15 protein-coding genes and 2 tRNA genes are annotated in these 25238 nt (G+C 50.3%); 5 read left to right on the top strand and 12 right to left on the bottom strand.

From position 1 onward, the window contains the following. Positions 1 to 632: 632 nt before the first annotated feature. The 12 genes from OI18_RS10300 to OI18_RS10245 all read right to left on the bottom strand — a co-directional run bounded on the left by OI18_RS10300 (position 633) and on the right by OI18_RS10245 (position 17381). A tRNA-Asn gene (locus OI18_RS10300) sits at positions 633 to 706 on the bottom strand. A 63-nt stretch (positions 707 to 769) separates the two neighbouring features. Next, positions 770 to 4204 carry a VCBS repeat-containing protein gene (locus OI18_RS10295; protein ID WP_052273074.1) on the bottom strand — a complete coding sequence of 1145 codons (3435 nt, stop codon included), beginning with the start codon at positions 4202 to 4204 and terminating at the stop codon, positions 770 to 772. 65 nt (positions 4205 to 4269) lie between these two features. Further along, positions 4270 to 6039, bottom strand: coding sequence for a RagB/SusD family nutrient uptake outer membrane protein (locus OI18_RS10290; RefSeq protein ID WP_152616784.1), 1770 nt, complete (start codon positions 6037 to 6039; stop codon positions 4270 to 4272). Positions 6040 to 6071: 32 nt separating this feature from the next. Further along, entirely contained in the window at positions 6072 to 9281 is a 3210-nt protein-coding gene (locus OI18_RS10285) for a SusC/RagA family TonB-linked outer membrane protein (RefSeq protein ID WP_240312753.1), read from the bottom strand. A 172-nt stretch (positions 9282 to 9453) separates the two neighbouring features. After that, positions 9454 to 9789 (bottom strand): Rieske (2Fe-2S) protein, encoded by a 336-nt coding sequence (locus OI18_RS10280; RefSeq protein ID WP_039139575.1) that lies wholly within the window; start codon positions 9787 to 9789, stop codon positions 9454 to 9456. A gap of 60 nt (positions 9790 to 9849) precedes the next feature. Further along, positions 9850 to 11076: a GTPase HflX gene (gene hflX, locus OI18_RS10275; protein WP_052273077.1), complete on the bottom strand. Its 1227-nt coding sequence runs from the start codon at positions 11074 to 11076 to the stop codon at positions 9850 to 9852. 87 nt (positions 11077 to 11163) lie between these two features. After that, positions 11164 to 11901, bottom strand: coding sequence for an outer membrane beta-barrel protein (locus OI18_RS10270; RefSeq protein ID WP_039139574.1), 738 nt, complete (start codon positions 11899 to 11901; stop codon positions 11164 to 11166). Between the two features lie 308 nt (positions 11902 to 12209). Continuing rightward, positions 12210 to 12569 carry a response regulator transcription factor gene (locus tag OI18_RS10265; protein ID WP_052273072.1) on the bottom strand — a complete coding sequence of 120 codons (360 nt, stop codon included), beginning with the start codon at positions 12567 to 12569 and terminating at the stop codon, positions 12210 to 12212. Positions 12570 to 12657: 88 nt separating this feature from the next. After that, the gene (locus tag OI18_RS10260; protein ID WP_039139573.1) at positions 12658 to 13287 is read right to left on the bottom strand and encodes a response regulator; all 630 of its coding nucleotides are present in this window, start codon (positions 13285 to 13287) and stop codon (positions 12658 to 12660) included. Between the two features lie 11 nt (positions 13288 to 13298). Beyond that, positions 13299 to 16268 (bottom strand): PAS domain-containing sensor histidine kinase, encoded by a 2970-nt coding sequence (locus OI18_RS23760; protein ID WP_052273071.1) that lies wholly within the window; start codon positions 16266 to 16268, stop codon positions 13299 to 13301. Between the two features lie 104 nt (positions 16269 to 16372). Then, positions 16373 to 17221 (bottom strand): heparin lyase I family protein, encoded by an 849-nt coding sequence (locus tag OI18_RS10250; protein ID WP_039139571.1) that lies wholly within the window; start codon positions 17219 to 17221, stop codon positions 16373 to 16375. Between the two features lie 86 nt (positions 17222 to 17307). Continuing rightward, positions 17308 to 17381 (bottom strand) — tRNA-Ile (locus tag OI18_RS10245). 117 nt (positions 17382 to 17498) lie between these two features. On the opposite strand from OI18_RS10245, the gene OI18_RS10240 reads away from it, so the two are divergent. From OI18_RS10240 to OI18_RS10220, 5 genes are all read left to right on the top strand, one after another. Then, on the top strand, positions 17499 to 18083 hold the full coding sequence (locus OI18_RS10240) for an RNA polymerase sigma-70 factor (protein WP_039139569.1): 585 nt from the start codon (positions 17499 to 17501) through the stop codon (positions 18081 to 18083). Between the two features lie 94 nt (positions 18084 to 18177). Next, positions 18178 to 19314 (top strand): FecR family protein, encoded by a 1137-nt coding sequence (locus OI18_RS10235; protein ID WP_039139566.1) that lies wholly within the window; start codon positions 18178 to 18180, stop codon positions 19312 to 19314. A 163-nt stretch (positions 19315 to 19477) separates the two neighbouring features. Beyond that, positions 19478 to 22810, top strand: a complete 3333-nt coding sequence (locus OI18_RS10230; RefSeq protein WP_205410016.1) for a TonB-dependent receptor — start codon at positions 19478 to 19480, stop codon at positions 22808 to 22810. Between the two features lie 10 nt (positions 22811 to 22820). Beyond that, positions 22821 to 24305 carry a RagB/SusD family nutrient uptake outer membrane protein gene (locus OI18_RS10225; protein WP_039139563.1) on the top strand — a complete coding sequence of 495 codons (1485 nt, stop codon included), beginning with the start codon at positions 22821 to 22823 and terminating at the stop codon, positions 24303 to 24305. Positions 24306 to 24327: 22 nt separating this feature from the next. Further along, a complete protein-coding gene (locus OI18_RS10220) occupies positions 24328 to 25161 on the top strand; it encodes a LamG-like jellyroll fold domain-containing protein (protein WP_039139561.1) in 834 nt (277 codons plus the stop codon). Positions 25162 to 25238 lie beyond the last annotated feature (77 nt).

The following is a 25238-nucleotide window of genomic DNA, read 5'->3' as shown; positions in this document are numbered from 1 at the left end:
GTAAGAGGAAAGTAAGAGGAAAGTAAGAGGAAAGTAAGAGGAAAGTAAGAGGAAAGTAAGAGAAAAGTAAGAGAAAAGTAAGAGAAAAGTGAGAGTGTCTTGTACTGAAAAAACCTTACGCTTGGAAGTGATTGAACGGGTAGAACTTTACACCTTTCTGGTTTATACGGCCAGAGCTTTACAGCCTTTCACAATTATACTGATTTGGCTTTACTCTTTTTGGGTTTCCATTTTTTAAAAAGCGGTTGTTCATATAAATGGGCCTGGTGAGGAGTAAGATTGCCATAACTCATATGGGGACGTATGTGATTATAGGCATCGTCGGTGGTTGGCAGGGCAACTAGTGGAAGAAGCTTTCATGAAGCTATGAAGAAGCTAAGAAGAGTAGTGAAAAAGCAGTCTAAGGAACATAAAACACTGGAGCCCGACTAGTGAAAGACTAGTGCCCACATTATTCTTTCAACGGTAAAACAGTAGTGAAATGTGCATGAACGGTAATTCCTGTCAAGCATGAACGACAATGTTGAGTTTGCGCCAGGCGACTGATTTCAGTGCCTCATTTGCAAACTGTATTACACATGGCCTAAATAGAGAAAGGGTCTCAGTTTCCTGAAACCCTTATTCCACCAGTGCTCCCCCTGCTGGACTTGAACCAGCGACCCTCTGATTAACAGTCAGATGCTCTAACCAACTGAGCTAAGGAGGAGTGTGCCCCATCGTTTGGGGAGTGCAAAAATAGGGATTTTTGCACTCGAACAAAATTTTAAAATCATTTCCTGCGGGCAGCGACAATTTTTTCTTTTTGCACCAGTGCAGTCGAAGTATTACTAATATTTTTCCGGCTGAAAACCAATAATCGTCCGCGGTTCTGGCTGGCAACCAATAAATTATCACCTGATATAGCTTTCAGCGTGGCGAGAGAACGCCCATCGCCGGGAATGTAAATTCCACTTTCGCCGATACCAAGCGGGCTAAATCCACCCTTGCCATTTCCGAGAAGAACCAGCCCGTTCAGGGCGTCGGAACGACCATTGTTCAGGTCGGATCCGAAGTCATTGCCGTTCAAAACCAGATCCAGGTGGCCGTCGCTATTGGCATCGAGCGCAAGGGCACTGAATACCGGGGCGAGCTGCGCATTGATCGGAAGGGGACGAAGTGAAAAACGTCCGCCGCCGAGGTTCTCCATGTAGCAGGAACGCATTTCGGTGGACTGGTAAACCAATGCACCTTCCAGGTCTTTAGGGTTAAAAATATCCGTCATGGTCAGCCGGCCGAAGTCGCGGTAGTAGGGATAACGCTTCCGCAGGCCGATCATCTGCTCGATCATTTCATCACGCCCGAAAGCGGGGTACTCAAACCGGCGACCAAGTGAATCGCAGTAGTATACGGATGGTACAGCGTCATAACGACCATCGTTATTGAAATCCTTTCCATAGATGCGTACAGGGTACGTGCTGTCCGCCTGGTAAAGGGAATTGATTCCGTTATTTCCAAGGATGTAGTCAGGATCACCGTCCTGGTCGAAGTCCGCGGCTGTGATACAATTCCACCAGCCCGATTTAGCAGCAATACCTGATGCGGCCGTCACATCTTTCAATTGTCCCTTTTCGTTTTGCAGTACCAGGGGGGACTGCCATTCGCGGGTAAGGATGAGATCCATCCAGCCATCGCCATTGAAATCGGTCCAGGTTGCATCTGTCACCAACCCCGCATCAGTCAGCGAAGGAGCAAGCGATTCAGACTTGTCAGAGAATTTCGCATGACCTTGAGTGCTTTCATTGATCAGCAGCTGGCTGCTCACCGGCCTGGGGTAGCTTCCCGGCATAACCCTTCCGGTACGAATAAGATCGAGATCGCCGTCTTTGTCGACATCAGCAGCTTTGACCGCCATTCCGCTTACAGTAATTTTTGGGAGAGACGTAGTGTCTTGCCGGAAACGACCATGGCCATTATTGACGTATAGCCTGTCCTGGTAATCTGCACTGCCTGCGGGAGATTCAACCCCGCCACTGACGATGTACAGATCCTGGTCGCCATCGCCATCGGCATCGAACAGGAGTACACCGGTGTCTTCCTGTCCCTTAACGGCAGCAGCGTCATTCTTTTCCAGGAGCTCTGCAAAATCCTGCTGTAGGAACTTGCCGTCGACTTGCTGGAATAATGCCTGTCCATAGAATCCTTTGGACCCGCCAAGGAACAGGTCTTCGGTACCGTTTCCATCGACATCGCCGGTCGTCATTACAGGGCCATACTGCGATAACTTGTGCGGAAGCAGGCGCTGGACGTTGAAATCAATAAAGTCCTTTTCGCCGTGAATATAGCCGATGCCCAGTGCTTCTGTTACATTGGCAAAGAGGGAGTTGATAGTTCCGGCAGGTGACGAATCAACCGAGATAGCATTTTTATATTCAAGCCTTAACTGTTTGTTCGCCGTAACGTCTTTGAGCAATTGTTGCCTTCCATCAGGCCAGGTTACGCGGAGCGAGTCGAGCTTTGTGGAACCGCCAAGCCCGAAATGTGCAATACCCGCCTGGCTGCTCAAATACCCGCGAACAGGTGTGTGTTCGTAGAGCTGTTTGTTTCCTGCTGCAAAAACTTCAATGATGGCGCCGTAGCCGCCAATATTTTGCGCGGGACCGGTCAATGCCAATTGCAGCCAGCCGGAAGATTTCTTCTTATCATTATTCAGGGTGTTCTCATACAGGTGCGCGGGATCATTAATAGTGTTCATTACACAATCGAGGTCGCCGTCGTTGTCCAAATCAGCATATACCCCGCCGTTAGAGTAGGCAGGATGGTCAAATCCCCAGTCGGCAGACACATCTTCAAACATGATTCCCTCCCCAGCGCGACCGCGGTTGCGGAAAGCATAGTCGGCGATCTTTACTTCGGGAATGGCTTCGAGCAGTTCCTTTTTTGATACCAGGGTTGTGGCCATGGGCCTATAAGCTAAAAAATCACGGTCGCTCAGGTCCTTCCGGAACCCGTTACTCACTACCAGGTCGCGGTAACCGTCGTTGTCGAAGTCGGCCACCAGCGGTGCCCAGCTCCAGTCGGTTTCGGCAATGCCGGACAGTAGGGCGATCTCGGAAAAGACCGGGGCGGAAATACTATCGGAAGCCGAAGGCGGAACACCCTGGTTCAACTGGAAAGTATTCCGGACAAACTGGTAGTCGTATTCGTAAAAGTCGTTGTAGATATAACTGGTATAGTTGCCCGGGGGCGACATGGTCTTCTTCCGGTAATTGTCCTTCGCCAGCATATCGAGGGTGATGATATCGGCAAGACCATCATTGTTGATATCCTGCACATCGTTGCCCATCGCAGAATAACTGGTATGCTTGAAGCTCTGGGGCGCACGGTTACTGAAAGTGCCGTTACGGTTATTGATCCAGAGCAGGTCATTGCTCAGGTAGTCGTTGCTGACGTAAATGTCTTTCCAGCCGTCGCGGTTGATATCGGTAACGGTAACACCAAGACCGAAGCCGTCGATCAGGATCCCGGCCTCACGGCTTACGTTCGTAAAATGGCCGCCATCGTTGCGGTAGAGTCGATCGGTTCCTGGCGAGCTGCCGTCAATAATTTTTTTACTATAAGTATTGGGCTGGTAGCCTTCCTGCATTTTACCGGCGACGAGCAGGTACATATCGAGGTCGCCGTCATTATCGTAGTCGAAGAAGCTGGCCTGCGTGGAGAAGGTAGTATCCGCGAGTCCGTATTCGCGGGCCATGTCCTTGAAAAACGGCTCACCTTTGGCGTTCAGTCCCTGGTGAATGAAGAAACTGTTCTCACGGCGTACGGGATCGTTATAACGCGAGGCGCAGACATAAAGGTCCATCCAGCCGTCGTTGTTGATGTCGACGGTCGCAACGCCGGTATTCCATTTCTCACCGGCATGCGTACCGGAAAACCTGGTCACATCCTTAAATCGCATTTCCCCCTGGTTCAGGTACAGGCTGTTGCCGGTCATGTTGCCGGTAAAGAACAGGTCCTGCAGTCCATCGTTGTTGAAGTCCGCAACGGCAACGCCGCCACCATTATAGCAGTATTCATAATCGAGAATATTGGTGCTGTCGTTTTCGGTGATGGTGTTGGCGAAGTGAATGCCGGAATCGCCGGCGTTAAGCAGGCGGAATAATTTCTTATCGGAGCGACAGGAAGCAAGCAGGGCCAGTAAGAGAAGGGCAGAGATCGTTGGTTTCATGGCCAAAAAGATAATAAAAAAAGGGCGGCCACGACCGGCCGCCCCGTTTAACAATAAAATAGCTGTCAGTAGCCCTGGTTTTGCGTAAGGGTCGGAACTCCTCCGGTTGAACTGAGGTCCATCTGGGCCTGGGGTATAGGGTAATATTCGTTCTTGTTGGCAGTGAAAGTACCACCATCAATATCCGATGTCCACTGTGACTCGTAAGTGAAGAATTTAGCCATTTCTGTTGGCGCAATTCCCCAGCGTACAAGGTCAAAGTAACGATGTCCTTCCATTGCCAGCTCGAGCTTGCGTTCGAAATAGATCGCCTTCAGGGCGCTTTCTTTTGATGCAAATACTGCTGAGCCACCAGGATACTGGCCAACCACATAGTTAGCTGCCAGGTCGGTAGAGAAACCAGCCAGCGGATCTGTGTCGTCGTTGTACTTGTACACCATTGTTTCTGGTTTACCGGCGCGCTCGCGAACCTGGTTCACATAAGCCATTGCGTTAGCGAGTGAACCGGCCTGTGCTTCAGCTTCTGCTGCCATCAGCAGCACATCGGCATAACGGATCACATGGATGTTGATCGCAGATCCGGGAGCCCAGCTGATGCGGTCAGAGAATTTATCCTGCGTAACCTGCCAGTAAACGTTCTTCTTCGGCGCATATGGTCCGGCGAAGTTCTGGTCGCGGATCCACTTCTTACCAGGGTGGTTACCCCAGTCTTTGTAAGGGATACCACGACGACCAGCTGTCCAGTCGAGGCGGGGATCCAGCCTGCCGGTATATGTAGTGAATGCAGTGCCGCTCTCTACGCCCTGGTCATGCTTTACCACCTCTGAATTGTAGGTGTCGAGGAAAGGAAGACCATCGGCATCGGTACGGTAGCTGTTTACCAGGTCAACGGTTGGCTGATAGAAACCGCAGCAACCGAATGGACTGTCACCATAAGGGAAGTTCAGCATTTCACCGGCGTTTCCGCTGGAGATATCACCGGTACCTGCCTTGGCAACCATCTGTACGGCAAAAACGGTTTCCTTGTTGTTCTTGTTTGCAGGGTCGAAGTTGTCTTCGAAACGGTCAGTAAGACCATATTTAACTCCACCGCTGTTTTTTCCGTTGGCGATGATCGCAGTGAAAACCGGGATCGCTTCACCAAACTTCTTCTCGAATAACAGGGTTTTGCCCAGGTATGCGGCTGCAGCCCATTTGTTCACGCGGCCGATAGCAGGGGCATTGTCGCCCAGGTTATCATAAGCAAACTGGAAATCTGCCTCGATCTTTGACCAGATGTCTTCTGTATTTGGCTGCTTGAATTCGGTGGTTGTTTCATCAATCCAGGGAACCATGTTGAACATCTTCTTCAGGTCGAAATAGTAGTGACCACGAAGGAAACGGGCTTCTGCAGTCAGCATTGCCTTTGTTTCGGGCGACATGTCGGTTGCCTTTTCAGCAACACGCAATACCGCGTTTGCACGGGAAATTCCTTCGTAGTTGGCGCGCCATTTTGCGTTGAAGAAACCGTTGGTCGGATCAGACTTACCGGTTGCGATCAGGTTGATCGGTGGCTGGTCACCGGCGTCACTGCCTTTGTGGGCGTCACCTGCGGCAACGCTGCCATAGATCCAGTTGGTGGGCGAAGATTCCCAGGTTCCACCGCCTACGTTCTGGCCGTCGAGGGCCGCATAGGTTCCGATGAGCAGGGTTGTTACACCTTTCTCAGTGGCCAGTACATCTTCGGTCAGGTTACCCAGCAAAGGTTTATCCAGGAAGTTTTTGCTGCAGCTGTCGAGCCCGATGCTGGCCAGGGAGAACAGGGAAAGCGTAATGATATATCTAGCTTTTTTCATTTTCATTCTTTTAATGTTTTCAATGCACACGGTTAAAAACTAAGGTTAAGGCCAAAGAGGAATTGTTTGATTGCAGGGTATGCACCTTCGTCAACACCGAAAGAACCCGAGTCACCTCCACCAATTTCCGGATCAAGACCTGTATACTTCGTAATTGTGAAGAGGTTGGCTGCCTGCACATAGAATCTCAGGCGGCTGATGCCAGCCTTGTCTAGTGCCTTGTGATTCAAAGTATAGCCAATCTGCAGGTTTTTCAGGCGGAGATAAGAACCGTCTTCCACATAGTAGGAGTTCGGTGTACTGTTTGTGCTGAAGGATGCGGCATTTTCAACAATTGGCGCCTTAGCATTATGGTTTTCAGGTGTCCATGAATTGTACATGGCAGTTTTGCTCTTACCACCAGCGAATGAGGGGTAGAAGTCTGTCCACCAACGAACCTGGTTCCAGATCTCAACACCAGATACGCCATAGAAGAATGCACTGAGGTCAAAAGCTTTGTAAGCAACACCAAGGTTAAGACCATAAGAGAAATCAGGGTTCGGGCTGCCGAGGAACTGGCGGCTGTCAGGAGTTACGATGCCTGCACCCTTGTCGTCATAACGGAAACGGCCAACTGCAGCATCAGTCTGGTAAACTGCAGTAGCACTACCTGTTGTTTTGCGTGCCAGCTCATTGGCGGCGTCGATCTCGGCCTGGGTATTCCAGAAACCTACGATCTTGTAACCATAGTAGGAGCTCATTTCATGACCTTCCTCGTTACGGATGATGTCCTGGCCATTGAAACGGCGTGACTGGCTGGTGAAGTAGTCCTGACCTTCAGCGATCTTCAGGATCTCGTTGTTGAAGGAAGTGAAGGTACCCGTGATATCGAACTGCCAGTCTTTTGCCACATCGAAATGGCTGCCAACAGTGATATCCAGGCCTGAAGTCCTCATCTCAGCAACGTTTACATACGGGGGAGCGGCAGCACCTGCTGTACCCGGAAGAGTCGGGTTGAACAGCATGTCGTATACCTGCTTCACGTAGTAGTCTGCACTGATTTCGAAGAGGCGATTCTTAACAGTCGCATCAAAACCGATGTTGAAGGCAGCATCTGATTCCCACTTGGCGTTGGGGTTTCCATAAGCACCCTGGCGGAAGCCCATCAACAGGGAGTTGCTGGTACCGTTGATGTCATAGAAAGTAGAGTTACGGTCGGAGCGGTAAGTAGTGAACTGGCTGTTTGGTGACAGGTTCAGCTGGTTACCCATGATACCATAGCTTCCGCGGAGTTTAAGGTCGTCGAGCCAGGTCAGGCCTTTCATGAAGTTTTCATCAGAAACCCTCCAGCCAAGGCTACCGGCGGGGAATACACCATATTTGTTTTCGGGACCGAACTTGGAAGATCCGTCACGACGAAGCGTGAAACCTGCCAGGTACTTACCCTTGTAGTTATAGTCAACCCTTCCAAAGAGAGAGTAGAGAGCTACAGAGCTCCTGCTCGACCTGTGGGTGGCTGTACCGGAACCGGATTCCCATGTTGTATAATCAGGGTCGAAAGAGAAATAATCAGTAGTATTTCCTTCCAGGTACTGGTTGTTGCTGTTGATTGCTTCCGTACCTGCCAGGATTTTTACGTTATGGTCACCGAAAGACTTAGTGTACGTAACGGTGTTGGTCCATGTCCACTCGTAACCGGTTCCGCTGTTTTCTGAATAAGAGTTGGCGTTACCGTTTTCTGCGTTCTCATAAGTGGGGTAGTTGAACCACCGTCCGCTGAAAGCATAATACTCACCACCGAAGCTCGTACGGAAAGTAAAGTTTTTCAGGAAGTCAACTTCTGCATATGCGTTTCCGAAGAGCCTGTTACCAAAACCTTTGTTGTCTGCAGTACGCTGGCGGGCTGCTACCGGGTTGGTTGCCTGTCCGAGCTGTCCACCGAAAGTACCTGCATAATTCCCCATGATATCATATACCGGAACGATCGGCTGCTGGCGATAAGCCATACTTACCGCGTTGCCTTCATCGAGAATGGTGATCCGTGGGTTGTCTATAATTGAATAGGACAGGTTTTCTCCGATCCGGATATTCTTCCGGATATTATACTGTGAGTTGGAACGCAGGGTGAAACGCTTGTTGTAAGTCTCAAGCAAGGTACCCTTCTGGTCGAAATAGCTGGCGGAAAACAGGTAGTTGCCCTGGTCGTTGCCGCCGGATACGTTGATATTATGGCTCTGGATCGGGGCCGGATCAAAGATCTCGTCCATCCAGTCTGTACCTGACTTATTGGCTTTGGTGATGCGGTAGAACTTATTATAAGTTGCCAGGTCACCATAGTTCGGCACTACATAATATAAGGAAGGATCAACCGCAGGGTCACCTTCCATCTTACCGAGCGGAAGAATGTAGTCTGGAAGCCTTGGTGTAGCGCCATTTCCATAAAGGGCGTCTGCATAAACAGGCTGCTCGTTGGTACGTGCCGCTGTATTTTTCAATGCGAGCCACTTAATGTCGGCCTGCTCCTGGGGATTCAGGAGTTCATAAGGGTTCTTTGAATTCGGGTTCTGGGTACCATAATAACCGTCGTAGGAAACTTTGGCTTTACCCTTTCCGCGCTTGGTTGTCAGGATTACCACACCATTCGAAGCACGGGCACCATAAATGGAAGCTGCACCGGCGTCTTTCAGGATCTGCATGCTGGCGATATCATTGGGGTTGATATCATTAATATTACCAGTAGGTACTCCATCCACTACGAATAACGGGGAGTTGTCACCGAAGGTGTTGAAACCCCTGATCCGGAAACGGGGTGGCTCACCCGGAGAACCGGAAGTGGTAATGGTCACACCGGCTGCCTGGCCCTGTAACTGGTCAGTAATGGTGGGTGCAGGCTGCTTGTTCATGTCAGCAACATTCACCACGGTTACCGCACCGGTGAGGTCCTTCTTCCGCTGCGAGGTATAACCTACTACAACGAGTTCGGACATCAGGGCGTCCATCGGCTTCAGTTCAGCACTGATGTTGTTGGTGCTGCCAACCGGAATCTCATAAGTCTGGAATCCCACATAAGAAATTACCAATACACTCTTATCATCCACGCCCTGGATGGTAAAAGTTCCTTCGCCGTCAGTTGATGTAGCGGTCCGGGTGCCTTTGATCTGGACAGTTGCACCGGCTACGGGCTTTTTGTCCGTGCCGCCAACCACCTTTCCGGAAACTGATCTTTTTGTCTGTGCGAAAGCGAAGGATAGGAATAATAGCATACAGAGTGTAGGCAAAACTCTGCACACAAGTCGGGTCACTTGCATAATCGTTAGTTTTGTTAAGTTAGATAGTAATCCAATTTAACTAAATGTTAAGAGTATTTTCACCTACCCGTGCCCGTGGTTAAAAAAGTATCATACTTATTAAGAAAAGTATTACATCATTACTTTCTCATGTGAAAACTACCCCTACATATACCCCGTTATCTTTTATTTCTACCGGCCAGTGACGGAGATAATATCCCTCGCCACTCATGTTGCAACCATTGCGAATTGCGAACCGGTAACCGTGTAATGGACAGATAATATTGCCTGCCGCATCAATCCGGCCTTCGGAGAGAAGGCCACCGGCATGCGGACATTTTGCCGCAAAAGCGAATAACTGGTCCCGGTACCTGCCGATGCAGATCGGGGTACCGTTCAGTTCGGCCATGGCCACCTGGTTACTGGCGAACTGTAAGTCCGCCAGGTCGTCCGCAACCTTAATCCATTGATATTGCTTACCCATTGCACTTGGGCGAAACCCAATTATTCACTTTTTGACTTATTGACTTTTTGACCGGAACGCTTAATCGCCAGCACCACCATCAGCTTCATAATCTGCAGGATCGTAATAGAACTCTGTTTTATAAGGGTATCTCTCCCTGTACAATTGCTTCACCCTGCCGAGGATGGTTGCCCGAAGTCCCTCGAGGTTGCGCTTTTCCAGTGCGGAAATGAATACGCAATTGCCGAGGGTGTCGTTTTCCCAGCGTTCCCGGAGCTCCTCAAGGAGGTGGTTCTTAACTTCCGGCTCCAGCCACTCATCGAAAGTGTTCTTTTCGTATTGGTCCAGTTTGTTAAAGATGGTGATCATGGGCTTCTCCGTAACCTTTAGTTCCTGCAGGGTCTTGTTCACCACTGCGAACTGGTCTTCGTACTGCGGGTGACTGAGGTCAACCACGTGAAGCAGGATATCGGCCTCCCTTACCTCATCGAGCGTGCTCTTGAAGCTTTCCACCAGGTGGTGCGGCAGTTTCCGGATGAACCCTACCGTATCGCTCAGCAGGAATGGCGTGGTGTCGAAGACAACTTTCCGCGTGGTGGTATCGAGGGTGGCGAATAGTTTATTTTCCGCGAACACATCGCTTTTGCTCAGCAGGTTCATGATGGTGCTCTTGCCCACATTCGTGTAACCGACGAGGGCAACCCGCATGAACTCACCTCTTTCCTTGCGCTGGGTAAAGCTTTGTTTGTCAATTTCAGCCAGCCGCCTGCGCAACAGGTTGATCTTGTCCTTTACGATCCGGCGGTCGGTTTCGATCTCGGTTTCACCCGGACCCCTGGTACCGATCCCACCTCCCTGGCGTTCCAGGTGTTTCCACATCCCCTTCAGCCTGGGCAACAGGTACTGGTACTGGGCCAGTTCCACCTGGGTTTTCGCCTGCGCGGTTTTGGCGCGGCGGGCAAAGATGTCAAGGATGAGGTCAGAACGGTCAATCGTCTTGACCCCCAAAGCCTTTTCTATATTAATGATCTGCGAGCCGGTTAGCTCATCGTCAAAAATGACCAGGTTGATGTCACGACCCGTGATATAATCCTTTATCTCTTCCAGCTTTCCCTTCCCTACAAAGGTCTTGCTGTCGGGATGCGCCAGTTTCTGCGTGAAACGTTTAACCGTAACCGCACCGGCAGTCTCGGCCAAAAAGGCCAGCTCTTCGAGGTACTCGGTCACCTGCTGGTCCGTCTGGTCTTTCTGGACCACTCCAACCAGCACTGTCCTTTCCTGCTCCGCTATTTTATTACGTTCTAACAAATGATATTTTAGTTTAAAACCTGCAAAAATAAATAAAAAAGCGGGCCATCGGCCCGCTTTCACCTGTTGAAATATTGTTATGGATTCTTAAAGTCCGCTTATCGTGAGGCCGATGGAGTAAGGACGAACCTGTGGACCGGCATTGTCCTTGATCAGGCTGTTGATCTGGTAGGCACCATAAATTCCGAACGGTCCGTAGCCCACCCGTGCGGTTGCTGCCATGCGCAGGTTGTTGAAATAACGCTTGGTGCTTTCCTTCTGGATGAAGTTATTCAGGGTGTTGCCATTCTTGTCTTCGTAGTTCTTGCCCTTCGTATGCGCGTTGATCATGGTTCCCACCTTGATGCCCACAGCCGCTTTCCAGCTTTTGTTGGTATTCTCGGGATTGCCCACGTAACGGAGTTCTACCGGCAGTTCTGCCCAGGTAGTGCTCAGCTTGAACTTCTTGAAATGGTTGGTATCGGCCACATTGCGGAACTGCAGTTCCTGTGTCTGACCGGCAATTTCCACTTCCATTTTGTCGAAGTAAATATTGCTTGATCCCACGCCTACACCCAGTCCAACGCTGAAATGGGGGTTGGTTTTAAAGGGAAAGTCCAGCATGAAGTAGATATTCAGGTGTCTTCCGATTCCCTTGGTTTCAATGCTGTCAGGGCGTTGTGCCCAGCCATCATAACCAAACTGGATCATAAAGTGGTCATTGGCCCTGCCGGCAAGATTGATCTTGCTCCAGTCCTTCTTTGTCTTCTTACCGGTTGAATCGGTTTGGGCCTGTGCCCCCAGCGCTAGCGTCAGTACAGCCAGGGCGACTAAAAATTTTCTCATATTAGTTGATAAAGAACAAAACTATTGGTACATGCGCATCAGCCGCAGCCCATACTGTTAATAATAATTAAAAAACCCCCGCATTCTGCGAAGACGCAAAAATAAGGGGGGTGGGGGGTACGGATCAAAATAAATTTCTACGGCTGTCAGGGTGGGTTAAAACAGGGTCTTGGCTCTCACAGGGAAAATATCGTTGAAGGGTTATCGTCGTGTGATGATGCAAAGTAACGGCAGGGAAGGCGGGAAGAAAATAGACGCAGCTCTGATTGGGCTGTCCTTTATTCTTTGCATTGACTGTAGTAGAATTCCTACAACAGCCGGTGCAGGAGCTCAGGAAGGTTGACCATCAGGTCTTCCTTGCTGATAAAATGGTCGGCCCCGGCTCTCAGGGTATGCTCTTCATACTGGTCGGCAGCATGTGTACTGATCATAATGAAGGGAACAGATGGCTTTTGGGCCTTGATCTGCTGCAGGGCCATCATGCCGCCGCCGCCGGGCATGGCCAGGTCTGAGATGATGATATCCCAATCTGCTTCCAGCGCCAGCCTCACCAGGTTCTCGGTATCTTCTACCGGCTCGGTATAAACGCCTGGAAATTCTTCCTGCAGCATTTGCAGCAGGGCCTGTCTCATGGCCTGGTGGTCATCGGCAATTAAGATTCGGGGCATAACAGATGAAAATAATCACAATCATCCTTTCAGTTTGTAGCCCGCTGGATGTAACGCATGTAGTATTAGTACTACATGTATCCTGTTGTCAGAACAGGTTATGTTCCATCGCATATTTAATGATGCCCGCATTATTGGGAAGATTCATCTTCTGGAGAATGCGGGCCCTGTATGTGCTTACCGTTGTTACGCCTAGCGAGATCTCTTCCGCAATCTGTGAGACTGATTTGCCCGATGCAAGGAGCTTGAATACATCGAACTCGCGGTCGGAGAGCGTTTCGTGCGGCATCTTCCTGTCATTCCGGTGCACACTGTCGGCGAGTTGTTCGGCGATACCCGGGGTAATGTATTTCCTTCCCTTCAATACCATCTGGATGGCTTTGACCAGGTCTTCATGAACGGAGTCTTTACTGAGGTATCCCGCCGCCCCGGCCTTGAGCACCCTGATCGCATACTGGTTTTCGGGATACATGCTCATGATCAGTACAGGCAATGTAGGGTTTACCTGCTTGATCTGTCCAAGGGCATCGAGCCCGCTCCTGCCCGGCATGTTCATGTCGCAGATCACCACATCCCAACGCTGGTTCATCACTTCGTGGATCAGTGTCGCTGCTTCTGAAGCTTCCCCGATAAAAGCGGCCGGGTATTCTTCGAGGATAATCTGTCTTAGTCCCTTTCTTACAATCGCATGATCGTCGGCTATTAAAATTTTCAGCATATCGTATGTAATTATTCCCTTTGATTGTCCACCGGGTAACTAATCGTTACTATGGTTCCTTCGCCTTTTTTACTCTCCACCGAATACGCTGCGCCAATCATCAGTGCCCTTTCTTTCATGCCGAGTATTCCCAGGGTCCGGCTCTCCCTGTTAGCATCAAAACCCGTTCCATTATCGCGCACCGTTAGTACGAGATTCCCATTATCACGCGCAAGTGAAACATCAACTTTTGATGCCTGCGAATGCCGCGCAACGTTCGTGAGTGCTTCCTGTACTATCCGGAAAAGGCTTGTTTTAACCTGGTCCGGAAGTTCCGGTCCCGGCTCATCCAGTGTAATCCCCGTGTTGATACCCGTGCGGTTGCTGAACTCCGTGAGGTGCCACTCAATGGCAGCCACCAGGCCAATATCATCGAGCAGGCTCGGCCGAAGTTCGGAAGCAATTTTTCGGATGGTCTTTATCGTTATATCAACCGTTGATAAGATGTCTTCGAGTTTAAGACCGATCTTATCCGACTCCTGGTACTGGAGGTGCTTCTTCAGCCAGCCTATATCCATTTTCATTACTGTCATCAGCTGACCCAGTTCATCATGGATCTCCCTTGCGATATGGATCCGCTCTTCTTCCCGGATATTCTGGAGGTGGCCGGTCAGGGTTCGCAGTTCATCGGTGAGCCGGAGCAATTCCCTTTCAGCGTGTTTTCTTTCCGTAATGTCCCGCACAAATGCAAGAATGCTTCCGTCTGAGAGTTTCGTCGCAGACGTCTCTACTTCAATTCCTTTTCCATCCTTGCGTCGCAGCATTCTTTCTGCAGTCACTGATTCCCCCATAGCGAGCCCGATGGTTCGTAATGGTTCGCCATCATTATCGAATAGTAATTGCTGGGGATGCATCTGCAGTAATTCTTCCCGGCTATAACCCAGAAGCGCACTCGCTTTCCGGTTCACATCTGAATACCGGCCCTCTTTCGGTGAGAACACCATGATGGCGTCTACGCCTTCTTCCACGAAAGTGTGATAGCGGTTGATGCTTTGCTCAAGTGCCCTTTCAGTTCGTTTTGTAGCCGTGATGTTGCGGATGAACATTGATAGTCCTTCCGGTGAAGGATAGATATGATTTTCCTGCCAGAGGTCCAGGGGTTCAATGTAATCAATATTGGTCGTGTACTGCTGGCTGGCCATGGCCGATACCATTGCATTGTAGGTTCCGGTTCCCATGGCTTCCGGGAATACTTCCCAGACCTTTTTGCCGATGAGGTCCACGGGTTCCTTTTGGATCAGCTCCCCGGCTTTGCGGTTGAGGTAGGTATAGCGGTATTCATGGTCCAGTCCGATGAATGCATCGGTCAGTCGCTCGAGCACATCGTCGAGCTCACGGGTTTTTTCTTTGATCTGCCGGCTTAGTTCGCGGTTGAAGGCATTGAGTTTGGCTTCATTGGCCTTGCGGTGCGTAATGTCGCGGATGGCACTGGAAAAGAGTACGCCTTCATCGGAATAAAATGCCGACAGGCTGATCTCGACAGGTATCGCCCTGTTGCCCGGAACAATGGCCTTTGATTCGAATACGATCCTGAAATCCCTGCCGTCGTATTCGGGTGAGGATCGCCGTTCGTTATACAGATTGGTAAAGTCGGCTTCAACTAAGGTGCCGACCTTCCTGCCTGTCAGTTGCCGGGCAGAGAGGCCGAATAACTCGGTGGACTGCTGGTTCGCGGATAAAATGAGTCCCTGTTGATTGGTGATAAATGTGGCGTCGGGTGCCGATTCAAAGAGGCCGGTAAATTTCTGTTCGGCAAACAACCGCTTGCGTTCGGTTTTTTTGATTTCGGAAACATCACGAAGGAATCCCACGAAGTAAGGCCTGCCATGTAAGGTGTAAGGCGTGATTCGCATGCTTATTTCCGTTAGTTCACCGTCTTTGCGCAACGCAGGCATTTCGATGGTCCGGTAAGAAATCCTGCTTTCACCGGTCTGCAGGTACCGCTCAAGTCCTGCCTGGTGTGCAGAACGGTAATCGGGCGGAATAATGGTTTCAATAAGGAGTTTGCCGGTTACTTCTGTGGCGGTCCAGCCGAAGATCTTCTCCGCCGCTGGGTTCCATTTTACCACCAGGCCATTGCTGTCCATCACAATCACCGCATCAGGCGCATTGGCAAACACTGCCTGAAGCTCATCTTCCCGCCGCTGGAGCGATTGTTCCATTTTGATCCGCAGTTCATCGCGCCGGTTCAGGTCCAGCGAAGTATAATAAAGGAAGCCCAGGAACACCAGGATGGTGCCCACGGCAAAAAGGGCAATTCCGGATTCATTGGTATAGTACCCGTACCGGTGGCCCAGCAACCGCACGGTCCCGAGGATCGTGGGTATAAGTACCGCAGCGGGCCAGAGAATGCGGAACGTAACACTGCCGGCATAAGAGCCGGAAAGGTTTTTCATTCCTCCTTTATCCGGGTTCTGCAGCAGGATGCCCAGGCTAAGCGACAGCAATGCGATGGCTGTCGACGGCGCCATAAAGACCAGGCTGTTGGTAGTTCGCGGGCCACTCAGGTCATATATAAAGGTGAGGACAACCAGGTATGCAACCGTTGCGGCAAAAATCAGCAATACCTGGGCGGCATAATGGAGTAACCGGGTATGGCTTTCCATCAGCAATATCGCCACCCCGCATACCAGGAAATAAAAGGAAGTGGCGTCACCGGGTGCAAATGCCGGGATACTGACCAGCATTCCGCCGATATAATAAGGCACCAGTTGACTGATCTTCGTTTTTAAAGGTTGTAAAATGAGCAGCAGCCCGGTCAGCACCAGCAGGATGGAGAAATGCAGCCGGTTCTCACTGAAGCGTTTCACCAGCCCTGAATCGAACAGCTGAAAGCTATTGAGAATGGAGATTGCAGCTGCCAGCACGATTACGGCTGCAAGCAGTCGCAAGCGGAAATAGCGTTTTGGCAATCCGGGTGGAATCAGGCTGATGGTCGTCATCGGATTTGAAGATCAATGCAATATGAAAGAAAAAAATAGGCCAATTAAGGGAAAGCGACAATTAAATCCGCTGATTACCCACAAAATGGTATGCGTGTCGGCATTCAATCCAGCCTGTACTGACCCAGGACCTTTGCTTCTGTTGTCCTGCCAAATGCGATCATATCAATATAAGCCCTGCGGACCAGGGAATCAGGACCGGTCGCCGGCCTGTTCCACCAGTAGATCCCGGCTTTGAAGTAGGGCCATTGCGACCAGCCGTGTAATGTCCTGCCGGTATAGTCCACAACTTTCTTGTAGTCGTTATCGACTCCCTTGACCCTGCGCCAGATAATTACCCGGCCGTCAGGAGTCGCTTTGGGTTCGTAGAATACCACCCAGTCGACCCAGGTATCGCGCTCTACCGGCCCGATCGGGATGGTGGTGATAACCTCTGTTGATCCGGGTGTCGTGTTGCCGTTGGTGTGAATGATCCTGGCATTGTACTGCCCGTCTTTGACCTCGATATAAAGCGATGCAGAACCGGCATCATACACAGGTGAGTAAGGATGGGCCTGGAAGGGGAAACATTCTGGCAACGGACTATCCGCCCAGACCCCTGAGGGCACGTAGGTCGACAACCGCAAGGCATTTGGCCTGTAGGTCTGGGCTGACGCCTTCGATGTCAAAGTTATTTCAGCGCGGTAAGAACCAAAGAACACCTCACGGTCGCCCGGCCTCACCTCCATTTTCCACGCAGATTTGCCTGAACGGGTGATGGTGGACTGGATCTCGTGCGACCATGGTTCCGATCCTTCAACCAATTCAAAAGGCGCGTATGACCTTCCGGGGGCCGGAACGTCACGGCTCGACTGCCAGCCGTTTTGCAGCGCGTTTTCGAGTGAAGATGATTGTTGGACCTGGCTACAGGCAGACAGGGGAAGGAACAATAATACTTTAACCAGGTCTCTCATTAAATACAATATATTCCGAATATCGTCAATTCAATGATACAGAATAAAAAAAGCGAAACGCGCCTGGTGACTGCGTTTCGCCTTTGTGGACCCTGCCGGGCTCGAACCAGCGACCCTCTGATTATGAGTCAGATGCTCTAACCAACTGAGCTAAGGGTCCGACGGGTTGCAAAAATAGAAAAAGACGGTGGATTTTCAGCGCGATTGCAAAAATGATTTGGGGATGCAGCATTCTTTTTAAATTCATTGTTTAAAGGGATACATCTCTTCCGTTTTTATGATTGCGCCTGCCAGAATACAATTCCTGAAAGAACGCATCGCCCGGTACGATGACCAGCAAGCCTACAGGGAACTGTTCCAGGCTTTCTATAATCCCCTGCTGCAGTTTTCCATGGGATTCATCCGATCCAGGCAACAGGCGGAGGAAGTGGTTTCAGATGTGTTCATTAATATCTGGGAGAAGCGGAAACGGCTGGAAGGAATCACCAACCTCCGTGTGTATCTCTATTCTGCCACGCGCAACATTACCCTGAATTATATTTCCCGCCAGAACAGGATTCACACCACCGATATCGATGAGCTCCCGATAGAGCATGCTGCTGTTTATATGGATCCGGAAAGGCTGCTGATCACGGCCGAAATGAAAAGGCGGATCAATGATGCCATCCTCAAACTGCCCTCCCGTTGCCGGCTGATCTTTAAGCTTGTACGTGAGGACGAATTCAAATACCGCGAAGTAGCCGAAGTTCTCAACATTTCGGTCAAGACTGTTGAAGCGCAGATGACCATCGCCCTTAAAAAGATCGGCCAGGCCATCGTCTTCGACGTGCGCCGCACCTTCAAACTGAAAAGTCGCCAGTAACCCGCAGGTCGCCCCTTTTATAATTTTCAATTTTAATTTTCACTTCTTTAGGGGTATAAGCCCTAAACCCGTGTCTTAGGTTCAAACGGACTGCATGCCGCTCGACAGGCTATGGGAACTATTGGCAAAAAAACTCTCCGGTGAAGCTTCACTTCCCGAACTGGACGAGTTGACCGAACTGCTACGCCAGCAGCCCGAAATGCATTATCCGTTACAGACGATCACAGATCTCTGGCATTATCATCCCCCGCATAACGACGATCCCACAGCGGCGTATGACCGGCACCTGAACAGGATGGCGGCCATGAGTGTTGATTTCAATTCACCTGCTGAAGATGCAGGCATTGAATTCACTGCAGCGGAAGAGGAAACAACTCCCCAGCCTTCGCGGAACCGGAAACTTTTATGGGCGACAATTTCCTGCCTGCTTCTTGCAGTGGCAGCGGTATGGTTCTTGAATACTGGCAGGGACAGGCAATCATCTTCAGGACCAGGAAATCAGGGCACATACACAGTTCCCACCAGCGAGGTTTCTACAGGCAACGGTTCGAAATCAAAGACAGTTCTTCCCGACGGTACACAGGTTTGGTTAAATGCAGGCAGCAAACTTGTTTACAATAAGGACTTTGGCCAGGAAAAGCGTGAAGCGACACTTACAGGCGAAGCATATTTTGATGTGGTAAAGGATCCGTCCCAACCCTTTATAATCCATACAAGCCAGATCGATATCCGGGTACTGGGAACTGCTTTTAATGTGAGATCCTACCCCGGCGACAAGACAACCGAAGCCAGCCTGATCAGGGGGAGTATTGAAGTGAGGATCCACGAAAGGCCGGAAGAAAAGATCCTGTTGAAACCAAATGAGAAATTGGTTGTAAATAATGATCCGGGTGCCACGCAGGTAAAGGACATTGTACACAAAGCTGCCAGGAAAGCAGAACCCCTTGTGGTAATAGACCGGATCAATTACTGGCCCTCGGACAGCACCATCCTGGAAACCTCATGGATGGACAACAAGCTCATCTTCCGCGATGAATCATTTGCTGAGCTTGCATTGCGGATGGAGCGCTGGTTCGGGGTGGAGATCAGCTTCAACGATGAAGGATTACAAAAAGAGCGGCTGACCGGAATTTTTAAAACGGAAACACTGCAGCAGGCCCTTGACGCATTACAGATCGTGAGTCCGTTCCGGTACAGGATTGAAGGAAACAAAGTCTACTTATTCAAATAAACCAACTAAAAAATCTGCTAATGAAAATCGACAGCACCTGATTAGAAAAAAACATTGTTTAAAAAGACGGGGATGCGCCAACATACCCCGTCCGGAGTAAACAGGTCCCGCTCAACATTGCGATGGTTGAAGAACCTTTTCGTTAACCCTAATTGCTCAAAATATGAAAAAAAATGCACTTGGGAGAGCTGTGTATCACAGTCCCATAATGCGATTGACTGTCAGAATTATGAAAATAACCACCTTACTGCTGTTAATCGGCTGCTTACAGGTTTCCGCGGGGGTGTATTCTCAGACCAGGATAACACTGAAACTGGACGGCGTTGAAATGAAGAAGGCACTGTCCGCGATCGAAAGAAAAAGCAGTTACCGTTTCCTTTATAACCAGGCTTTGATGGGGACGCAGTCCCTTGTTGACGTCAGCGCCAACAACGAAGAAGTTGTCAACGTGCTCAACAGGCTGCTGGAGAACACGGCACTTACCTACGAGCTGCTCGACAACTACCTGGTCGTGTTAAAAACGCGTGGAGCAGAATCTGTACTGGCCGTAATTACAGGTACGGTTACAGATGAAAAAGGACAGCCCCTGCCCGGCGCGACGGTAAAGGTCAAGGGAAGTTCTACCGGCACCTCAACAGATGCCAACGGTAAATTCTCCCTTAATGTCCCTGATGATGCGGTGCTGGAAATCACCTATGTGGGTTATGAAACTGCGGAAGTACCGGTGGCCGGGAAAACCGATATAAGCATTTCCCTCAAGCCCTCGAGCCAGCTCCAGGACCAGGTGGTGGTAGTGGGATACGGTACGCAGCGCAAGCTGGACGTAACCGGTGCTGTTACCCAGCTTAAAGGCGATGAACTTGCCAAGCAACCAGCTATTAACCCCGTGAGTTCATTACAAGGTAAGGTTGCGGGTGTACAGATCACCAACCGGGGTGCACCGGGTTCCTCACCACAGATCAGGATCCGCGGTCTTGGAACCGTATATGGCGATCCCAACCCGTTATATGTTGTGGACGGGGTATGGTTCACCGATATCAGCTTTCTTAACCCGAACGATATCGAAAGCCTGAGCATCCTGAAGGATGCCTCTGCACAGTCCATCTATGGTATCCGCGCGGCAAACGGCGTGGTGCTGATCACCACCAAAAAGGGTCGTTCAGGAAAGCCGGTCATTAATTATAATGGCTATGTTGGCTGGTCGAAGATCACCAACCAGATCGACCTGGCGAATGGGAATGAGTTCGCCACCATGGCGAACGAACTTCTCCAGATCAATACAAAAAACCCGGATACCTCACTGGTTGACGCTTCCCAGTTTGGAAAAGGTACCGAATGGTACAACCAGATCCTGAGGAATGCTTTGATTACCAGTCACCAGATCTCTGTCAGTGGTGGCGCTGACCGGACCACATATAGTTTCTCCCTCGGCTATCTCCGCCAGGACGGACTGGTGGAAACGAACAAGTTTGAACGCTTTACTGCCAAACTGCAGACTGATTTTACGGTCACTAAAGACCTGAAAGTTGGTTATACCGTAACAGCTTCCGCAAACCAGACTGACTCGGTTCCGGAAAGCATCTTCCGTGAATTGTATACCGCAGCGCCTATTGTGCCGGTATACTATTCCGATGGATCTTACGGTGACCCGAGTGACTTCAACCTGGGTGATGGTGCGAACTTCAACCCGCAGGTAACAATTGATTACAACGACCAGAAATCCAAATTCAGCAGGGTTACAGGTAGTATGTATGCGGAACTCAAGTTCCTGAAGAATTTCACATTCCGCACCAGCCTGGGTGGTGAATATGGCCAGTACGAATTCCAGGGTTATACCCCGGTTTATGCAGCCACGCTTAAACAACGCAATACCACCAGCAGGCTGAATGTAGGACGCACCGAAATCAGGAACTGGATCATCGAAAATACACTTACCTATGACCGTAAGTTCGGCGACCACAGTGTGAAGGCACTCGTTGGCCAGGGCGCGCAAAGGAACCAGTGGTACAGGCTTACCGCTTCGGCGCTGAATGTTCCGAATACCTCTGACGGCGACCGTTACCTGACACTGGGCGATCCGGCTACAAGGTTTATCGATGATGACGGCGACCTGTACACTGTTGCTTCTTATTTTGGCCGCGTCAACTACGCGTTTAAAAGCAGGTACCTGGTAAATGCTTCCATCCGCGCGGATGGATCATCCAAATTTTTTGGTGACGACCGCTGGGCCTACCTGCCATCTGTGGGTGTGGGCTGGGTTATTACCGAAGAGTCTTTCATGGATGACCAGGAAATCTTCAATAACCTGAAACTCCGGGGTAGCTGGGGTAAGATCGGTAACGCCTCCGTGCCGACCAATATCTCCGTGCTGCGGGTTAACCAGGACCCATACCTGACAGCAATCTTCAATGGCCAGTTGTATACAGGTGCAAGTATCACCACCGTGGTACCGCCGACAACGGTTTGGGAAAAAGGTGTGGGAACCGATATCGGCATTGAAGCAAGTTTGCTGAAAAGCCGGTTGTCAGTGGAAGTCGATTGGTACAACCGGGAAACTGAAGATGCGATCTTCCCGATCCCGATTCTTTCTTCTGTCGGAACAACAGGGGCACAGATCCTGGGTAACCAGGCAACCTTCCGGAACAGGGGATGGGAATTCACGGTGAACTGGCGTGACGGCATCGGCAAGGATGTCAGCTATACTGTTGGCGCCAACCTGAGTATCAACGACAACGAAGTAACCAGCACCATTACAGGTAAGAACCCGATTTTTGCCGGGGGCGGTGCTTCCACCGGTGGCGCTCTTGCAACAAGAACAGTTGTCGGACGCCCAATAGGTGAGTTCTACGGGTACCAGACAGACGGGATCTTCCAGAACCAGGCGGAGATCAATAATTCCGCACAACCAACGGCTGCACCCGGCGACTTCCGTTTCAAGGATCTCAGTGGTCCGCAGGGCAAACCCGATGGCGTAATCGACGCCCTCGACCGTGTTCCCATTGGAAACCCGAACCCGAAGTATTATTACGGCATCAACACCACATGGAATTATAAGAACTGGGATCTGCAACTCGATTTCCAGGGCGTGGCAGGGGTAGACATCTATAACGCAAACCTGGCCATCCGCTACGGAAATGAAAATTTCACCAAAGAGTTTTATGATAACCGCTGGCATGGTGAAGGCACTTCGAACAAATGGCCATCCGCCAATATCGGTGGTGGTGAGAACTACAGACCCAACTCCTTCTTCGTTGAAAGTGGCGCTTATTTCAGAGTAAGGAACGCGCAACTGGGCTACACAATCAATCCTGACGTGACCGGTCGCTGGAAGATCAGCAGGGTCCGGGTATATGCGAACGCGCAGAACCCATTCAATTTCTTCAGCTACAGAGGCATCAACCCTGAGCTTGGAGGAACGCCGATCGATGCAGGTATTGACAACAATGTGTATCCGCTGTTTGCTACCTACAACTTTGGATTGAACGTAACCTTCTAAAAACATTTGTATGAAAAAGATTCGTTTTAATTATATAACCAGCACTCTCCTGGGAACCGCAGCGGTGACAGTGTTATTGGTTGCCAACGGATGCACCAAAAGTTTCCTGGATGTACCACCGCAGGGACAACAACCAAATGAAGCGTTCTGGCAAAATGAAGATGATGCGGCAAAAGCTGTTAATGCCATGTATGCCAACCTGCGTACCTGGAACAATGTGGCTTTCGCACCTATTGCCATTGAAAGTCTCGGTTCAGACGATACCGAGAAAGGATCCAGCGCCAGTGACGCCACCTTCCTGAATAAATTTGATGACTTTACCGCTACTTCAACGGAAGGACAGACACTCGACTTCTGGGCAGGTCAGTTCCAGAATATCAACCTGGCCAACCAGGTACTTGCCAATGTGCCGCCGATAGCAATGGAAGAAGGATTGAAGAACCGCTTCCTGGCTGAGGCGAAATTCATCCGCGCATACAGTTATTTCCGGCTTGTGCGTGCATTCGGCGGAGTACCGCTTCGCCTCAAGTTACCGGTAGACGCTTCCGAGTATAACATTCCCAGGGCAACAAAAGAGGAAGTGTATGCAGCCATCGAACAGGACCTTACCGAAGCAGCCGCAGTGCTTCCACAGACTTACCCGTCCAAAGACATCGGTCGCGCAACCAAGGGTGCAGCACTCGCGCTTCATGCCAAAGTCTCCATGTACCAGAACAAATGGGACCAGGTCCTGAATCTTACCAACCAGGTAATGGGACTGGGTTATGCGCTTTTCCCGGATTATGAAAAACTCTTCAGGGTGCAAAATGAAAACAGCGTGGAATCCGTGTTCGAGATCCAGGCTGCTTATGTGCCAGGAAACTGTGACATTTCGAATTCACAGTACTCACAAGTGCAGGGCGTTCGCGCAAGCTTTGGCGGTGGTTGGGGATTTAATGTTCCGACCCAGGACCTTGCGAATGCTTATGAGGCCGATGATCCAAGACGAGACGCAACCATCATTTTCAGGGGCGAAACCACACCGCAGGGAGACCCGATCCCAGCTACAGGTGATAACCCGATGTATAACCAGAAATCATACGTTCCATTCAGCACTTACGTGGAATGCTCAGAAGGTTCAGAACAGAACATCCGGGTGATCAGGTACGCAGATGTGCTGCTGATGAATGCAGAAGCTGCGAATGAGTTGGGCAATCCGGCACAGGCGAAATCTTCGCTTAATGCGGTACGTGCCCGGGCCAGGGGAGGCAACGCTGCTATTCTTCCGGATGTGACAACAGACGACCAGGGAGCGCTTCGCGAGGCGATCTGGAAAGAAAGAAGGGTAGAACTGGCAATGGAATTTGACCGCTTCTTTGACCTGGTACGCCAGGGAAGGGCAGCAACCGTTCTCGCCGGTAAAGGATTTGTTGCCGGTAAGAATGAAGTGTGGCCGATTCCCCAGAATGAGATCGACCTGAGCGCCGGTACATTGACTCAAAATCCTGGTTATTAATCACCCTAAAAATCGAAGTACAATGAGACGAATGCAAAATACATGGCTGCCCTTGCTGGCAGTGTCAGTTTTGATGTTCTCTTCCTGCTATAAACAATTCGATCCCGAATCATACGCACCCGATCTCGTGATCGGTGGGTATACCAGCACATCTGAAATAGCACCTGAAAATATGGTCGCCTACTGGGGATTTAACGGCAACCTCAATGACAGTATCTCCGGTGCAGCCGCCACTAACGTGGGCACAACGCTGACTGGCGGAATTAAAGGGCAGGCTATCCAGTGTGGCCAGGATGTCTATGTGCTGGCAACTCCAAGTGAGGAAGTGCAGAATATGACCAGCTTCACCATCAGTTATTGGGTGAACACCCCTTTTAATCCTGATGGAATAATGGGCACAGTCAACCTGAATCATGCGTCACGCTTCTGGGGAAACATCAACATGTTCTTTGAAAACGGTGCATCAGAAACTGTTGCCAAATTCAAGTACATCCTCACAAGCAATACAACCGAGGCAGGTTCGGACGTCTACGAACTCCAGAATTTCTGGGGTACCTGGAATAATATGACCCTGACTTATAATGAAGGAAGTTCAACCGCAACCTTGTATGTGAACGGCTCACGGATCCAGGCAAAAACCTTTGCCGGGCTCGGGCCATTACATTTCAATGAAGCAACTACCTGGATCTTCGGCACCGCCCAGTTCCAGACCGATCCCAGCTCTACTTCTGCAACAGGCAAGCAGGACTGGGCGAGTTACCTGCTGGGAGCATTGGACGAGATCAGGGTTTACAACGTTGCCCTCTCCGATGCGGATGTGAATGCACTGGTTAAACTGGAGGCCAGGGGAAAATAAGTTTAGTTTGGTTTATTTGGTTTTTTTGTGGGTTGCCTGAAGCAGCAGGCAGCCCCTTTTTTACTTTTTAATTTCCA

The sequence above is a fragment of the Flavihumibacter solisilvae genome (assembly GCF_000814475.1).
GTDB classification, from domain to species: Bacteria; Bacteroidota; Bacteroidia; order Chitinophagales; family Chitinophagaceae; genus Flavihumibacter; species Flavihumibacter solisilvae.
This window is presented reverse-complemented; position numbering and strand designations above follow the sequence as displayed.